Annotated in this window: 13 protein-coding genes; 3 read left to right on the forward strand and 10 right to left on the reverse strand. The window is 61.3% G+C overall.

From position 1 onward, the window contains the following. Both FQ705_RS32110 and FQ705_RS32115 read right to left on the reverse strand, forming a co-directional pair. Positions 1-1,410: an MFS transporter gene (locus FQ705_RS32110; RefSeq protein ID WP_144148749.1), complete on the reverse strand. Its 1,410-nt coding sequence runs from the start codon at positions 1,408-1,410 to the stop codon at positions 1-3. Positions 1,411-1,653: 243 nt separating this feature from the next. Beyond that, positions 1,654-2,955 (reverse strand): collagen-like triple helix repeat-containing protein, encoded by a 1,302-nt coding sequence (locus FQ705_RS32115; protein ID WP_144148751.1) that lies wholly within the window; start codon positions 2,953-2,955, stop codon positions 1,654-1,656. A 450-nt stretch (positions 2,956-3,405) separates the two neighbouring features. Here FQ705_RS32115 and FQ705_RS32120 point away from each other — a divergent pair, with 450 nt between their 5' ends. After that, positions 3,406-4,929, forward strand: a complete 1,524-nt coding sequence (locus FQ705_RS32120) for a CoA-acylating methylmalonate-semialdehyde dehydrogenase (RefSeq protein WP_144148753.1) — start codon at positions 3,406-3,408, stop codon at positions 4,927-4,929. 38 nt (positions 4,930-4,967) lie between these two features. Here the strand turns inward: FQ705_RS32120 and FQ705_RS32125 are convergent, their stop codons facing one another. The 3 genes from FQ705_RS32125 to FQ705_RS32135 are packed head-to-tail and all read right to left on the reverse strand — an operon-like array spanning position 4,968 to position 7,401. Then, positions 4,968-6,308: an MFS transporter gene (locus FQ705_RS32125; protein ID WP_144148755.1), complete on the reverse strand. Its 1,341-nt coding sequence runs from the start codon at positions 6,306-6,308 to the stop codon at positions 4,968-4,970. A 52-nt stretch (positions 6,309-6,360) separates the two neighbouring features. After that, positions 6,361-6,924 carry an isochorismatase family protein gene (locus FQ705_RS32130; protein ID WP_144148757.1) on the reverse strand — a complete coding sequence of 188 codons (564 nt, stop codon included), beginning with the start codon at positions 6,922-6,924 and terminating at the stop codon, positions 6,361-6,363. Positions 6,925-6,948: 24 nt separating this feature from the next. Beyond that, a complete protein-coding gene (locus FQ705_RS32135) occupies positions 6,949-7,401 on the reverse strand; it encodes a MarR family winged helix-turn-helix transcriptional regulator (protein WP_144148759.1) in 453 nt (150 codons plus the stop codon). Between the two features lie 211 nt (positions 7,402-7,612). Between FQ705_RS32135 and FQ705_RS32140 the strand changes: the two genes are divergently transcribed. Next, positions 7,613-8,074, forward strand: coding sequence for a VOC family protein (locus tag FQ705_RS32140; RefSeq protein ID WP_144148761.1), 462 nt, complete (start codon positions 7,613-7,615; stop codon positions 8,072-8,074). A gap of 22 nt (positions 8,075-8,096) precedes the next feature. On the opposite strand, the gene FQ705_RS32145 is transcribed toward FQ705_RS32140, so the two are convergent. After that, positions 8,097-8,744 (reverse strand): VTT domain-containing protein, encoded by a 648-nt coding sequence (locus tag FQ705_RS32145; protein WP_144148763.1) that lies wholly within the window; start codon positions 8,742-8,744, stop codon positions 8,097-8,099. Positions 8,745-8,859: 115 nt separating this feature from the next. Here FQ705_RS32145 and FQ705_RS32150 point away from each other — a divergent pair, with 115 nt between their 5' ends. Continuing rightward, entirely contained in the window at positions 8,860-9,387 is a 528-nt protein-coding gene (locus FQ705_RS32150) for a GNAT family N-acetyltransferase (RefSeq protein ID WP_144148765.1), read from the forward strand. 82 nt (positions 9,388-9,469) lie between these two features. Here FQ705_RS32150 and FQ705_RS32155 read toward each other — a convergent pair whose 3' ends face one another. The 4 genes from FQ705_RS32155 to FQ705_RS32170 all read right to left on the reverse strand — a co-directional run bounded on the left by FQ705_RS32155 (position 9,470) and on the right by FQ705_RS32170 (position 14,775). Beyond that, on the reverse strand, positions 9,470-10,531 hold the full coding sequence (locus tag FQ705_RS32155; protein WP_144148767.1) for an alkene reductase: 1,062 nt from the start codon (positions 10,529-10,531) through the stop codon (positions 9,470-9,472). A gap of 85 nt (positions 10,532-10,616) precedes the next feature. Beyond that, positions 10,617-10,919: an ArsR/SmtB family transcription factor gene (locus FQ705_RS32160; RefSeq protein ID WP_144148769.1), complete on the reverse strand. Its 303-nt coding sequence runs from the start codon at positions 10,917-10,919 to the stop codon at positions 10,617-10,619. Between the two features lie 1,269 nt (positions 10,920-12,188). Next, complete coding sequence (locus FQ705_RS32165) at positions 12,189-13,310, reverse strand: alcohol dehydrogenase catalytic domain-containing protein (protein WP_144148771.1); 1,122 nt, start codon at positions 13,308-13,310, stop codon at positions 12,189-12,191. Positions 13,311-13,431: 121 nt separating this feature from the next. Beyond that, positions 13,432-14,775, reverse strand: coding sequence for an MFS transporter (locus FQ705_RS32170; RefSeq protein WP_144148773.1), 1,344 nt, complete (start codon positions 14,773-14,775; stop codon positions 13,432-13,434). Positions 14,776-15,415 lie beyond the last annotated feature (640 nt).

The following is a 15,415-nucleotide window of genomic DNA, read 5'->3' on the forward strand; positions in this document are numbered from 1 at the left end:
TCAGGCAAGCGCCTTCTTTCCTTCGGCGATGGTCTCCGCCCTCAGCAACTCGTAGCTCTGTTTATCGATCGGCACGGCGTCGCGCTCGCCCAGATCGCTCAGCCTGACGCGGAAGTTCTCGCGCGCAGTCCATGCCGTCGCCGCCGCAATGATCGTGACGCCAAACGTAATCGCGCCGATGAGGAGCGGCACGTCGTGCGATCCGGGCGGCGCGACGTAGGCGAACAGCGCGGGCATGAGTGCCGTGATGGTGGTGCCGATGTTCTGGCCGATCGCCATCGCCGAGACACGTGAGCGAGTCGGGAACAGTTCGGGGTAGAAGCTCGGGAAAATGGCGTTATAGCCTTGATAGATGATGCCCCACATCAGGATCGACATCACGATCGCGAGCGGCACATTGCGAATGCTGATCGCGTAGAGGTAACCGAACGAGAGCAAGCCCGCCCCGAGCGCGCCGACGATGATCGGCAGGCGCCGTCCGATGCGATCGGACAGATTACCCACGTACGGAATCACCAGCACCGCGACGATATTGCCGATCACCGGAATCCATAGGTAAACGCTTTTGGAAAAGCCGATGCCGTACGACGGCTGGACTGCATAGGCCGCGCCGAAAATCGTCGCGACCACGGGAATCACGTTCATCAGCGAACAGAGGACCACCCGCACCATATCCGGCCAGTTATAGCGGAAGGCCTCCGCAATCGGCGACTTCGGCACGCCGCCGATGGCGTCTTCCTTGGCGAAAGCCGGCGTTTCATGCACTTCGCGGCGAATGATGTAGCCCGCTATCAACACCACCGAACTGAGCAAAAACGGAATGCGCCAGCCCCAGGCATTGAAGGCGCTTTCCTCCATGTAGTACGCGAGTGGCAGGAACACCGCCGCGGCAAGAATCTGGCCCGCCTGCACGCCTTGCAGGGTGAAGCTCGCGTAGTAGCCGCGTCGGCCGAACGGCGCGTGCTCGAGAATCATCGAGCTGGCGCCCGAGATTTCACCGGCCACCGCAAAGCCCTGAATCAGCCGCAAGGCGACGAGCAGAGCGGGCGCGAGCAGGCCGACATGCTGATACGTGGGCAACAGGCCGACTGCCATCGTCGAGAAACCCATCAGGAACATGCACACCAGCAGGACGTTTTTCCGGCCATGGGTGTCGCCCCAATGGCCGAGCACGACTGCGCCGATGGGTCGCGCGACGTAGCCGACGCCATACGTAGCGAGCGACGCGACGATCGCGATCTTTGGATTGCCCGATGGGAAAAACAGCTGCGGGAAGATGAGGGCGGCGGCTTGCGCGTAGATGAAAAAATCGTAGTACTCGAGCGCTGAGCCGATCCAGCCGCTGGCAGTGGCTTTGCGAGCCTGCGAGCGATGGTCCTGCCCGCCTGCCGATGACGGGTTCGTTTCCATGTCGTCTCCTGAGCCGAAGTTCTTTCGATCAGCGTCTACCGCTGGACCATTGGCGTCCTGATTGCGCAACTATGCAAGCCAGGACTTTCCTGGGACGATTGGCTCGAAGTCTGGAGGCGACGCTGGAACGGCGGCGCTGACGCGGCGATCTGGTCGGCGAGAACGCCGATCCCGACGGGCGCGCGGGGGAGAAAAAAAGCAGCGCGGCAGTGCAGACCGCGCTGCTGCTTCGCACGACTCGCGTTATTTCTTCGCGATGCCGCCCAGCAGTCCGCCGACGGCGCCCGTCACCGGCGCCAGCAAACCGCCGACTGCGCCGGTGCCGCCGGACGTCCCCGACATGCCGGCTGCGCCGCTGGTCGAGCCGCCCGAGGTCGCCGAGGGCTTGCCCGACGTGCTGGAGCCGGCCGCCGTCGTCACGCTGCCCAGCGTGCCGGTGACGCTGGCGACGAGTCCATTGATTGGCGAGCTCAGGGCGTTGTTGCCGCCGGTGGCGCCGCTGAGCGAGCCCGTCACACTCGAAGTCAGCGCCGTCACCGGGTTGCCGGCTCCGAGCGCGCCCGTGGCCGAACTGACGCTCGCCAGCGGCGCCGCGATGCCGCCACCGCCCGTCAACAAGCCGCCGGCCGATACCACGGTCTTGCCGGTGTCGGACACGACGCTGCCGAGTCCCCCGCTCACGGCGTTGCCGCCGCCGCTGGTGGCAACCAGGCTGCCGGTCTTCTCGAGACCGCCGCCGAGCGTGCCCAGCACGCCATTGACCGGCGCGCCGATACCTGTGGTGGTGCCGACCGCCTGTGTGGTCTGCACCAGCACGGATTCGATCGGCTGGATCGACGCGCTCGCCTGGCTCGTGACCTGCTGAACCGGCCCCGTGCTCAGCGCGGTGGTCAGAAGGGTGCCGCCATTCGTCACGGTGCCGCCGAGTGTCACGACGGCGCCGCCGACTGGCATGGTGAACACGCCCAACGGCGCAAGCGCGCCATTACCGAGACTGCCGACGAGGACGCCGGTATCGGTGACGGCAGCGCCTACATCACGCACGGCGCCCCCCGCGCTGGCGGCCGTGATGCCGACGCCGTTGCTGCCCGTTCCGAGTTGCCCCAGTCCGAGCGACACGCCGGTTCCCAGCGTGGACACCGCGGCGCCCACGTTCTGGACGATGCCCGCGGCGGCCTGCGTCGTGGCCGGGCTCACACCCGGCAAGGTCTGCGAGCCAACCAGCGTGCCCGCACCCGTGACGGTGTTGCCCACATCGGTGACGACGTTGCCGGAATTGGCGACGGTCTGGCTCAGCGCGTTCGGTGTTGTAGTTGTGGCGCCCGACGTGCCGCCGCTCACGCTGCCCGTGCCGCCACCGCCGGTTGTGCCGGTGGCGCCGTCGCCCGACGCCAGCGCGCCGTTGCCACTGCCACCACCGCCGCCGCCGCCCGTGCCGGAACTGAGCGCGCCTGAGCCGCCGCACCCGCCAAGAGAAAGGATCGCGGCCACGGCGGCCGCGATCAAGCTGGTACGCAACGTACCATGGGTCGTTTGAATCGTCATGCTGCCCTCGGCTCTCATGTGTCGTTATAAAGGTGCTGATTTTTTCAGCACCTGAGTGCGTCAACGGCACATGAGAAAAGAAATTGAGGCGGGTTTTCCCGCGCTTTCAGGGTTGATGAAATTCGAGCCGGAACGCTGACGTTGGTTTTAGAAAGCGCGCCAATCAATGCGCTTTAGCCGATTTTATTCGTTCATACGTGTGAATGAATCGACTGGAAGAAGGGCATTCTGAGGGCCTGCCGCCGGCCGCGGGGAAGTTGAAACTTTCAAATCGACACCCATGACAGTTGCCACGCAAAAAACAGTACAGTGCGGCGCGGTTTTATCCCGCTGTATCGGGAGTCTGATTGCCGCCGTCGATACAGTTGGCGGGTCCCGGCGCAGTCCGATCCTGTTGTCCGCCATCTGGCGACGTCGCGCCGCGCTCTATCCCGAACCCGAGGTCAGAACATGAATGCAGTGAATGAACAAGGCAGCCTGTCGGTGCAACAGTTAGGCCACTACATCGGCGGCGCGGCAGTTGCGCCGACCAGTGGCCGCTTCAAGGACGTGTTCAATCCCGCCACCGGCGAGATCACGGGCTCGGTCGCGCTCGCCTCGGTCGAGGAAGTGGATGCGGCAGTCAAGGCCGCGAAGGCCGCCTTTCCCGCGTGGAGCGAAACCGCGCCGATCAAGCGCGCCCGCATTCTGTTCAAGTTCAAGGAACTGCTCAACCAGCACCACGACGAACTCGCGATGCTGATCACGCGTGAACACGGCAAGGTTTTCACCGATGCGCAAGGGGAAGTGGTGCGCGGCATCGAAGTGGTGGAGTTCGCGTGCGGCATTCCGAATTTGCTGAAGACCGATTTCACCGATCAGATCGGCGGCGGGATCGACAACTGGAATCTGCGTCAGGCACTGGGCGTGGTCGCGGGTATCACGCCGTTCAACTTCCCGGTGATGGTGCCGATGTGGATGTTCCCGGTCGCGCTGGCTTGCGGCAACACGTTCGTGCTCAAGCCGTCGGAGCGTGATCCGTCGGCGTCGCTGCGTCTTGCCGAACTGCTCAAGGAAGCGGGGCTGCCCGACGGCGTGTTCAACGTCGTGAACGGCGACAAGGTGGCGGTCGACGCGCTGATCGAACATCCCGACGTGGCGGCGTTGTCGTTCGTCGGCTCCACGCCGATCGCCGAATACATTCACACGGAAGCCGCCAAACGCGGCAAGCGCGTGCAGGCGCTCGGCGGCGCGAAGAACCATCTGGTGGTGATGCCCGACGCCGATCTGGATCAGGCCGTCGACGCGCTGATCGGCGCGGCCTACGGTTCGGCCGGCGAGCGTTGCATGGCGATTTCGGTGGCGGTGGCGGTGGGCAACGTGGCCGATCGGCTGATCGAGAAACTGGTGCCGCGCGTCCAGTCGCTCGTCATCAGGAACGGCGAACACCTCGACGCTGAAATGGGACCGTTGGTGAGCGCCGAACATAAGGCCAAGGTGACGGGTTACATCGCATCGGGCGAGGCACAAGGCGCAAAGCTGATCGTCGATGGTCGCGTGCATCCGGTGGTGAACGAAGCGGGTTTCTTTATCGGCGGCACGCTGTTCGATCATGTCGGTACGGACATGAAAATCTACCAGGAAGAGATTTTTGGCCCGGTGCTGGCGGTGGTGCGCGTGCCTGATTTCGCGAGCGCGGTGGAGTTGATCAACGCGCACGAGTTCGGCAACGGCGTGTCGCTTTTCACGTCGGACGGCGGCGTGGCGCGCGCGTTCGGCCGGCAGATTCAGGTGGGCATGGTCGGCATCAACGTGCCGATTCCGGTGCCGATGGCGTGGCACTCGTTCGGCGGCTGGAAGCGTTCGCTATTTGGCGACCACCACGCTTACGGCGAAGAGGGCGTGCGCTTCTACACGCGCTACAAGAGCATCATGCAGCGCTGGCCGGATAGCATCGCGAAGGGCGCTGAATTCACGATGCCGGTTGCCAGATAGGTCGGTTCTGCGTTTTGAGTGCGGCGCTGCTGCCGCACTCAAACGCCTGCGGAGGAGTCCTCTTCCGCTTCGTTCAACACCGCATTCTGCACGGCGACAGCCGGACTGACATACGGCGGCGCCTGGCGCGGATCGTCGATGCTGTAACGCACCCGACCCGCCTCCACATACACCCGCAACTGCCGGTACTTCACCAGATACAGCAAGCCGACGAGCGCTGCCGCGAAACCCGAGGCCGCGCCGACCCCGAGCGCCCAGCGCGGGCCGAAGCGATCCGCGACCCAGCCCACCACCGGTGCGCCAAGGGGCGTGCCGCCCAGGGCAATGGCGAGCAGAATGGCGATCACGCGACCACGCATGGCGGGTTCGGTGGTGAGTTGCACGAGACTGTTGGTGGACGTCGTGAAGGTTTGCGTCGACATGCCGATGACGATCAGCACGAGGCCGAACAGTACGTAGTTCGGCATCAACGAGGCCAACGTGCAGCCCACGCCGAACACGGCCGCCGCGCCGAGTAGCAAAGCCATGCGCGGTTTGGCCCGGCGTGCCGCGAGCAAGGCGCCAGTGACCGAGCCGATCGCCATGGTCGAGCTCAATATGCCGTACTCGCTTGCGCCCGCATGAAACGCGGTGACCGACATCGTCGAGATGAAGATCGGGAAGTTGAGGCCGAACGTGCCGATCAGGAACAGCATCAACAGCGCCGCCTTCAGGTCCGGGCGCGTCCACACATATTTGAAGCCTTCCAGGAAGCTACCGCGTGAACGCACGGCGCGTGGTTTCAGATGCAATTCGCTGGTACGCAGTGCACGTAATGAACCGAGCACCGCGACGAACGAGAGCGCATTGATCAGGAATACCCAGCCAGTGCCGACCGATGCAATCAGCAAACCCGCTACGGCGGGCCCGATCATGCGTGCCGCGTTGAACGAGGTGGAGTTCAGCCCGACCGCATTCGCCAGATCCTCCTCGCCGACGAGGTCGGAGACGAAAGTCTGCCGTGCCGGCGAATCGAATGCAGTGACGCAGCCGAGCAGCCCCGCAAACACATAGACCTGCCAGAGCTGCACGAGTCCGGTCACGGTCAGGATGCCGAGGCCGAGCGCGAGTGAACCCATCGCCGCTTGCGTGGCGAACAGCAGCTTGCGGCGGTCGAAGTGATCGGCCGCATAACCCGTAAGCGGCAACAGCAGCATTTGCGGGCCGAACTGCAGCGACATGACGATGCCCACGGCGGTCGCATTGTGATGCGTGAGCTCCGTGAGCACGAGCCAGTCCTGAGCCGTGCGTTGCATCCACGTACCGACGTTGGACACGATCGCGCCGCTCGCCCAGATCCGGTAGTTGAAATTGCGCAGCGAACGGAAGGTGCCGCTCACTGCGAGTTTTCCGTGGCGTGGGGTAGGGCCGCGCGCAAGCTGCTGGACGACATCATGCCTGCGAGCGGTCGAGCAGATCGAGCACTTCCTGCGTCGTGCCGGTTTCGCCCAGGCGCGGGAAGATGCGTGTGACGCTGTTGGTGTGCGCGTCCAGATGCATGTCGGTCATCGCATCGACGACCAGCGTGACGTTCAGGCCCAATTCGTTCGCGAATCGCGCGGTGGATTCGACGCCGATGCTGGTGGCCACGCCGACCAGCACGACCTGCGTGACGCCTTGCTCACGCAGATACGCTTCGAGGTCCGTATTGGTGAAGGCGCCCCAGGTGCGCTTGGTGACCCGATGATCCGACGCTTGCTGCTTCAGTTCCGGCACGAGTTCGACGAAGGATGCCGGGAAATCGCCGCTGGGGCGCGACTGTTCCGCACGGCCCGGTGCGCCGCCCGCCACGTTGACGAGCACGACCGGCAGGTTGTGGCGACGGAACGCGTCGGCCAGCACGGCCGAGCGCTTGACGACTTCGCCAGTGGGATGGGCGGTGGGCAGCGCGACGATGCCGTTCTGCAAATCGATGACGACCAATGCGGTCTTTGGGTCGAGTGTGCTGAGTGCCATGATGGGTTCCTTGAGGGCCTGGAGTTAGGAGTCGATGAGGCGTTTGAGTAAATCGACGCCGGTGGCGAGTTGTTGCTGCTCGGCCGCCGTGAAGCGCGTCTGGATCGTGCGAAACAGCCAGTCTTCGCGCGCCGCGCGACTTGCCTTGATCTTTTTGCGGAAAGCGGGCGTGAGGGAGAGCACGGTCTGCCGGCCGTCGTTCGGGTCCGGCGCGCCGCTCACCAGACCGGCGGCTTTCAGAACCGAAAGCGTTTCGCCCATGGATTGCGGTCGCATGCCGTGGGCGCGCGCCAGTTCGGTGACCGTGGCCGGGCCCTCGCGCTCCAGCAAGCCGAGCACCTGCACCTGCGAGGGCGTGAAATCGCCAAGATGCGCCTCTTCGCGCAGGCGCCGGCGCAGTTTGCCTAGCAGCACGCGCAGGTCTTCCGCCGTGGCATGCAGGGCGTCGGGGTCGGGCGGGAGATCGCGTTTGCTCATGCCATAACGAATGTGAAGGTTACCTACGAAGGTTACCTTCGTATCTGCGGCAGGTCAAGTCAGGTGAGACGGTGGCTGTCGCGAGAGATACGGCCGGAAGAAATTTCATGGCGGCGATCCTGAGGGCGCAGCGGCCATTCTGCTCCTTGCTTTCCGTGCTTCTTTCACTAGCATTTCAGAGGAGCAACTGAAAAGGTCAAAGGGGACAATCATGAGCGAACTGCTTCATCGTCCTTCGTTCGGCTCGGCGGTGTATTACAGGGATCCGTTTGCCGCGCTCGACTGGCTTGAAAAGGCGTTCGGCTTCGAGCGTCAGATGGTGATCACGGATAAAGAGGGGCAGTTGGCCCACTCCGAGATGAGATTCGGCGACAGCTACATCATGATCTGCCGTGAATATTCGTCGGACTCGGCCAGTCCGGCTTCGTTGGGCGGCAAGAACACGCAGTCGGTGCATGTGCATCTGCTCGGCAATATCGACGAACATTGCGCTCAGGCGCGTGCCGCAGGCGCGGCGATTACGCGCGAGCTCGAGGATCAGTTTTACGGCGACCGGGTTTACGCCGCCCGCGATCCCGAGGGGCACATCTGGAGTTTTGGCCAGACTGTGCGCCCCGTGTCGCGTGAGGAGGCCGAGCAGGCGAGTGGGCTGAAGATCGAGGGATGGGTGTAGGAGCGCGAGCTTCGGCTGAGTCTCAGCGCGTACGCAAACGCCGGTTGACGAAACGCCAGACGGCGCTGACAAGCAGCGAGCCGACGCCGAGCGACACGCCCAGCAGGACGATCGAACTCATGTGGTCGCGTACCAGCGGCACATTGCCGAACACATAGCCGGCGCCGACCAGCGAAACGATCCACAGCGCCGCACCTGCACTGACGAACGAGACGAAACGGGCGAACGTCATGCGTGACACGCCCGCGACGAACGGCGCGAAGGTTCTCACCACGGCGATGAACGGCGACAGCAGAAAGGTCAGGCCGCCGCGCGCCTCATAGAAGGCATGCGCTTTGCGTAGCGCGTTCTTGTCGAGCCAGCGATAGTCCGCGGTGTAGACCTTCTCGCCGATCGCGCGCCCGATCGCATAGTCGACGATGCTGCCTGCCACGGTTGCCGCGAACAGGACGGGAATCACGAGCCAGACGTTCAGCGCGCCGGTTGCGGCAAGGCCGCCGCAAATGAAAATCAGCGGGTCGCCCGGCAAAAAGAATAGCGGCAGGAAGCCGATTTCGACGAATACGACGAGAAACAGCAGTGCGTATACAGCGGTGCCGTATTGCACGATCAGACCGCTCAGGTGTTGGTCGAAGTGCAGGGCGACCTGCAGGACATGCATCAGATCCATATCGGGAGATAGCGAATTCGGGATGTTCGCCAGTGTAATCCCGTGGTGGTGCGGGGGCTTGTTTAATTGGCGCCGAGGATGTCAATATCGGGTCGCCTGCTGGCGAATGACTTCCATGCAAAATACTGAATCCATCACTTTCCGCTTTGCCGCGCTGCACGATGCCGGGTTGATCCGCACGATCGAATTCGAAGCGGGGCAACGTTTCGTGGGCGTCGATATGACCGGCATCGCCGACGCGCCGCCGATGGAGTTCGACCTCGTCAATCGCAAGATCGCGGCGCGTGAAATCATCGTTGCTGAGGATCGCGATGAAGTCTGCGTGGGCTTCGTGATGTTCGAAATGCAGCCTGTGCGTATCTACATTCAGGAACTCGATGTGCTGACTTCGCATGCCGGGCGGCGGATCGGCGCGGCATTGATCGAGCAGGTCGCGCAGCATGCGGGCGCACACCATCTGAAGCAACTCGTCTTGTCGACGTTTCGCGAGGTGCCATGGAACGCGCCGTACTACCGGCGGCTCGGCTTTCACGATATCGAAGAAGCGGAACTCGACGCGGCCCTGATCGCGCGACGCGATGCGCATCTCGCGCGTGGACTCGACGAATCGAAGCGTGTCTTCATGCGGCGTGATCTCGCGTAACGAAAAAAACGCGGCGGGTGTGAGCGGAGATTCGTTACTCCGGTCATACCCGCCGCGCGTGTTTCAGCAGCAACGACGCCGCTTATTCCACGGCTTCCAGCGACGGATAATCCACATAGCCCGTCTCGCCGCGCGCGTAGTAAGTTGCCGGATTCGGCTTGTTCAGCGGCGCGTTGGTGGCAAAGCGGCGCACCAGATCCGGATTGGCGATGAACAGTTGACCCCAGGCCACCGCATCCGCTTCACCTGCGTCGAGCACTTGCTGCGCGGTCTCGAGGGTGAACTTCTCGTTTGCGATGTACGGGCCGCCGAAGGCCTTTTTCAGTTGCGGGCCGAGACGATCGTCGCCAAGTGCTTCACGTGCGGCGATAAACGCGATCTTGCGCTTGCCGAGTTCGCGAGCCACATAACCGAAGGTCACCGCCGGGTCCGAGTCGCCCATGGTGTGCGCGTCGCGGCGCGGCGCGAGATGCACGCCGACGCGGCTTGCGCCCCACACGTCGATACAGGCGTCGGTCACTTCGAGCATCAGACGGGCGCGATTTTCGATCGGGCCGCCATAGGCATCGGTACGCTTGTTGGTGCTGTCCTGCAGGAACTGGTCGAGCAGATAGCCGTTGGCGCCGTGCACTTCCACGCCGTCGAAACCGGCGGCCTTGGCGTGTTCCGCGCCCTTGCGGAACGCTTCGACCACGCCGGCGATTTCATCGAGTTCGAGTGCGCGCGGCGTCACGAATGCACGCTCGGGACGCACCAGGCTCACATTGCCTTGCGCCGGGATCGCGCTCGGTGCGACCGGCAATTCGCCGTTCAGGAACAGCGGGTCCGAGATGCGGCCGACGTGCCACAGTTGCAGGAAGATCTTGCCACCGGCCGCATGCACGGCGCTCGTGACGAGCTTCCAGCCTTCGACCTGTTCCTGCGACCAGATGCCCGGCGTATCGGCATAACCCACGCCCTGCGGCGTCACCGAGGTGGCTTCGCTGATGATCAGGCCAGCCGTGGCGCGTTCGGCGTAGTAGCGTGCCATCAGCGCGTTCGGCACGCGGATTTCTTCGGCGCGTTGACGCGTGAGCGGCGCCATGATGATGCGGTTCGACAGCGTGATGTCGCCAATTTGCAGCGGATCGAAAAGAGTCGGCATATGAGTTCACCTTTGGCGGCGGGCACAGGCCCGGACCTGAAAAAACTGCGTGATGAAAGAGGAGCGGCGCTGGCGACGAAAGTGCTCAGAGCTTCGTATTCATGTGTTCGAGGAACGCCTGAATGACGGGCTCGTTGCGTTTGAAAAAGACCCACTGACCGACCCGTTTCGACGTGACCAGGCCCGCGCGCTGCAAGGCGGCGAGATGCGCCGACACGGTGGACTGCGACAGGCCGCAGCGCGCGTCGATCTTGCCGGCGCACACGCCGTGATCGAGCGCCAACTCCTGGTCGGCGAAATGGACGCACGGCTCCCGCAGCCAGCCGAGAATCTCCCGGCGGATCGGGTTGGCGAGCGCCTTATGGATCGCGTCGATGTCGGGGGTCATGAGGGTTCAGTCAAATATCGTCCACGCTTGCAGGTGGGGCGCAGATACACGTCCGTGCATCTGCATCGCTACAGGGCGAATTATATATCGTTGTTTTGCGATATATGTGAAGGCATTACTGGTAGTGGGGCGATAGGTGTTGGCGCACAAATAAGTCTGCACTTCCGACAGTGGCTTGGTTTCGCACAAAAAAGATCGCACTTCCAGTTCCACAAGATGAAATGCTGTGCGCAAACCGGCTACTGACGGACGAAAGCGGCGGCTCAGTCGGAGCGGACGTCATTGGAAAATCGTCGTGAAGAGGCCCTTTTCAACGAAAAATTAAGTTCGGAATGCGATATATAAGTCTGTACTTGGCAGAGTGGGCGGGCTAGTTCGTGATTATTTCACTTTGCCTTCAATTTTCGCCGTCGATGAACTCAGATCTGTCGGATCGTTTTCTCCGAGTTGGTCGTTGGGGTACCTGCCCGACGACGTGAGCGACAGCTATCGCCGTTGGTGCCACGATCGATCGCGGGATCTTTCAGCGACTGCCATTGCAATAGCACGCGTCGACGGCATGAACGCCTGCTACAGACAGTGTCTGTCTTGGGTTGCGTCGCGACGGTCGAGGCGACATAGCTTTTAGATAATTGATCCGCCGGGCGCATATGTGACGTTCTCGAACGCTGCGAGATTGCGGCGCCATTCACGTCACCGGCTGGTAAGCGTTGCGCCAGATGAGCCGGCGAGACGCAGCGTGGCACGGTATCGCTGAGTGGATGGGATTGGCCGTCCGGCTTAACTTTTTTTGCCCCTACTGTGATTGCGCCACAGGGAAGGTGGGGTCGATGGGCGGTAGAGATCCGTCCCCTCGTTTGCGGACATTTGACGAAAACCGATGATTGTCGCCATTAAGCGCGGTTTTGATATGAGCAGTTATCAAAACTGAGGATGATAGCGAATTGCGTGGTTGATTCCCGTCGGGCAGTCTCAGGTGCTGAAATACAGCATGATGCCAACTTGACGGCATCCTGGCATGTGCTGCAGGTCGTCCAATCCGAAGTGTCGATCGACTCACTGCGCGGGTCGTTGCTGGACAACCAGGCGAACACCAATAATTCCGCCCTAGGATCAAGACCTCCCTGGCGACGCTCTTGTCGCACCTTGATTGATCTCTTGGGGGTTGACGACGGAGCAACGGGAATGAGTTTGCCTCGCGGAAATCATTCGCTCATTCGGCTAGCGCGGCGATCGACGCCCTCCAGAATCGCCGGCGTGGTCGCGCGCTCAATTGCCCATGCCTTTATCGTTGACAACGACCGTCCGAACTGTAGAGCCGCGTCCAACGCGCTCCAGGCCGGAGTTGATGTCCACAAGGCCAATTCGTTCCGAGATGAATTCGTCGAGCAGGAGGCGGCCGTCGAGATAGGCTTTCGCAAAGAAAGGGATATCGTCTTGACTGCGCGCGCCCCCAAGTGTCGATCTCTGAATCAGGCGGTCACCCATTAGGGAACCGAAGCGTAAGCTGATGTGTTTGTCTGCCGCCATTTTGCTTAGGATAGTTATCTTGCCGCCACGTCGGGTAACATCCAAAGCGCTCTGGAGGGTAGATTCGTGACCGGCTGCCTCCAGGCAGCAATCGACTCCGCGGTCGCCGGAAAATGCACGTGCTACTTGTACGAGGTCTTCCGTGGCTGGATCGACCACTACCGTAGCGCCAAAGGTCTTTGCCAGTTCTCTTCGATCAGCATTTGTATCCGTGGCGATAATGCAATCGGCGCCCGCTAGACGAGCGCCCTGAATAGCATTCAAACCGATGGGGCCGCATCCGATGACGCAGACGCTATCACCCACTTCGATATTAGCGACATGCAGTGCGGCACCTACACCTGTATGCACTGAGCACCCAAGCAAACAGGCGCGATCAAACGGGATTTCATCTGGGACGACGACCACTCCCGTTTCGGGCAGCGCAGCGTATTCGGCGAAACATGAAACGCCAAGGAAATGACTAACCAGATTTCCATCGATGGTGATCCTGGACTGCCCTCCAGGCAGGATACCGGAGCGATGAGTCGCCCAGGCCGGCTCACACAGCATCGGCTGTTGTCGGCGGCAGTAATAACATGTTCCGCACAAAGCAATAGGTGAACAGACCACGCGATCGCCGGGGCGAACAGTCTGCACGTTGCGCCCAACATCTTCCACAATGCCGGCACCCTCGTGTCCAAGAATGGATGGGAGCGGTGCCCCGCCATATTTCCCGTGTGCCGCCTCCCAATCGGTGTGACAAATTCCCGCGGCAGCTATGCGCACCAACACATCTCTGTCGCCTAATGCATCTAGCCGAACCTGATCGATCGAAAGGGGCGAACCCACTTTGCGTAATATGGCAGCTGCAAATTCCACGGCGTTCCTTGTCGAGCAGTTAGCTGTTGAGCGCGAAAATAATGCGCTGGTAGGGGGCTTTGCGTAGTTTTGTCGACTTGCCGAATTCGTCGGAAGTCTCAACCATACCCGCCAACAACGGTCATTCGATATTCTTGGCGACCGACGGCAGCGCTTGGACAGCCTGTCGGCCGAGGCCCGGCATCATCGCAATTGTCACCGCGCCAAGCAGGGTCATGCCTCCAAATACAAGGAAGGAATACTCAATATGCCCTGTGACCTGCATGACCCACCCGACGAACGGAGGTCCGACGATGCCTGCGGCGTTGCCGACAGAACTGACCAATGCGAACCCCGCAGCGGCGACAACTCCGGTCACCAGTAAGCCAGGCATTAGCGATAGCATGATGGCCGAAGTCATCAACCCGAACATCGCGAGGCTCACGCTGAACACGAGCAACGCGAGATTAGTCGCAGACCATCCGGCCAACGCTAATCCTATCGATGCCATCAGCAAGCACGCAACCATATGCCAGCGTCGTTCGGAGCGTCGATCGGAACTCTGTCCGATTATTATCAGACCGGCTCCTCCGGCGATCGATGGAATGCTAACAATCAATCCAATCACGAATTTATCCTGGATGCCGAGACTATTGACCATCTGAGGAAACCAGAACGCTACCGAGTAGATTGCTATCACGACCGCGAAATTGACCAACGAAAGAGACCAGAGCGTCTTGTTAAAAAGGGCAGCGCGCAGCCGACCATGCTTCAGGTCATGGCTTGGCATGGCCGGCTCTCTTTGCTTCACGCGAAAAATTACCTCTTTATCTTGCGGAGTCAACCAGGCGGCTTCGTCGGGTGTATCTACGAGAAAAAGATAGGTTGCGAACCCCAGCGCGACGGCAGGAATTCCCGTCAATATGAATAGCCATTGCCAGTCTCTGAATATCCCGACGCCGCCCATGTGGGCCATGATCCATCCGCAAATCGGCGCTCCGACGATTCCGGAAACCGGCAAACCCAAAGCGAAAAGAGTCGTCGCTTGCGCCCGGAGTTTCGTTGGGAACCAGACTGCCAAATAGTACATGACGCCAGGAAAGAGGCCTGCTTCGGCCGCGCCTAATGCGAATCGAAGAACGTAAAACGACGTGGGTGATCGTACCCACGACATGGCGATGCAACAGAGTCCCCATACGACCATGATTCGAGCCAGCCAGAAACGTGCCCCGACCCGCTGCAGCATGATGTTGCTAGGAATTTCGAATATGCAGATGCCGAGGAAGCAAATTCCAGCGCCCAATCCGTAGGCCTGGTCGCTCATGCCAATATCGGCGCCCATGCTAAATTTGGCAAACGAGACGTTCACCCTGTCTATAAATGCGATCACATACAGAATAAACAAGAAGGGCAATAGTCTTGCGGCTATCCTGTTATAGATGGATTTCTCATGACTCGAGAATTCTGCAGGCATCCGAATGATCATCGTTTGTCTCTCTATATTTATCAGGCGACGATTCCGCGTCGGCGGACGACCGAGTGTCTATCCGATCTTGTTCGAACAAGCTTACATGTACCGGAAGCTCAGCGCAATACGGATTCGCCTGGGCGCGAGGCGACGTTCGCCTGCGGATCTATTTGCCGATTCGGCGATCACGTTTGGACCGGAAACACAGTGAAGTGGCAGCAGGCCGCGCGTTGAGCTCGCGCCCTAGCTAGATCTGAAGGGAAAGCGGAATTCGGCCGAGACGGGCGGTACTGCATGATCTCCTAAACGTCCGCCTGCGACCCGCGAGACGGTGTGCGGTTTATCAAGACGCCGAAGCAGAGGGTTCTTCTGTGCAGCGCCTGCGCAGGCATCCTGGAGTCGACGGTGCACCGGTCCAGGCCCGCACGGCAATCGCCGTTTGTCAGGGGGCGGCTTGCTGGCCGTAGTCGAACCCGTGCCAAAGGGTGACCATCTTGAACGAAGCAGTTGTCATACTGGTAAAAGCGCTCACCATGCTTGAGCTTGACAGTCATTTCAGAGGCTCCGGGGGTGCCGGTACACTTTGACGGCGAAATCCTTTTGGGACACCAGATCATTTTGGCTCGCTACCGTTTGATGGCCGGTAGCTGTCTTCTGC

It is taken from the genome of Paraburkholderia sp. BCC1884, assembly GCF_900996225.1.
In the GTDB taxonomy this organism is placed as follows: domain Bacteria; phylum Pseudomonadota; class Gammaproteobacteria; order Burkholderiales; family Burkholderiaceae; genus Paraburkholderia.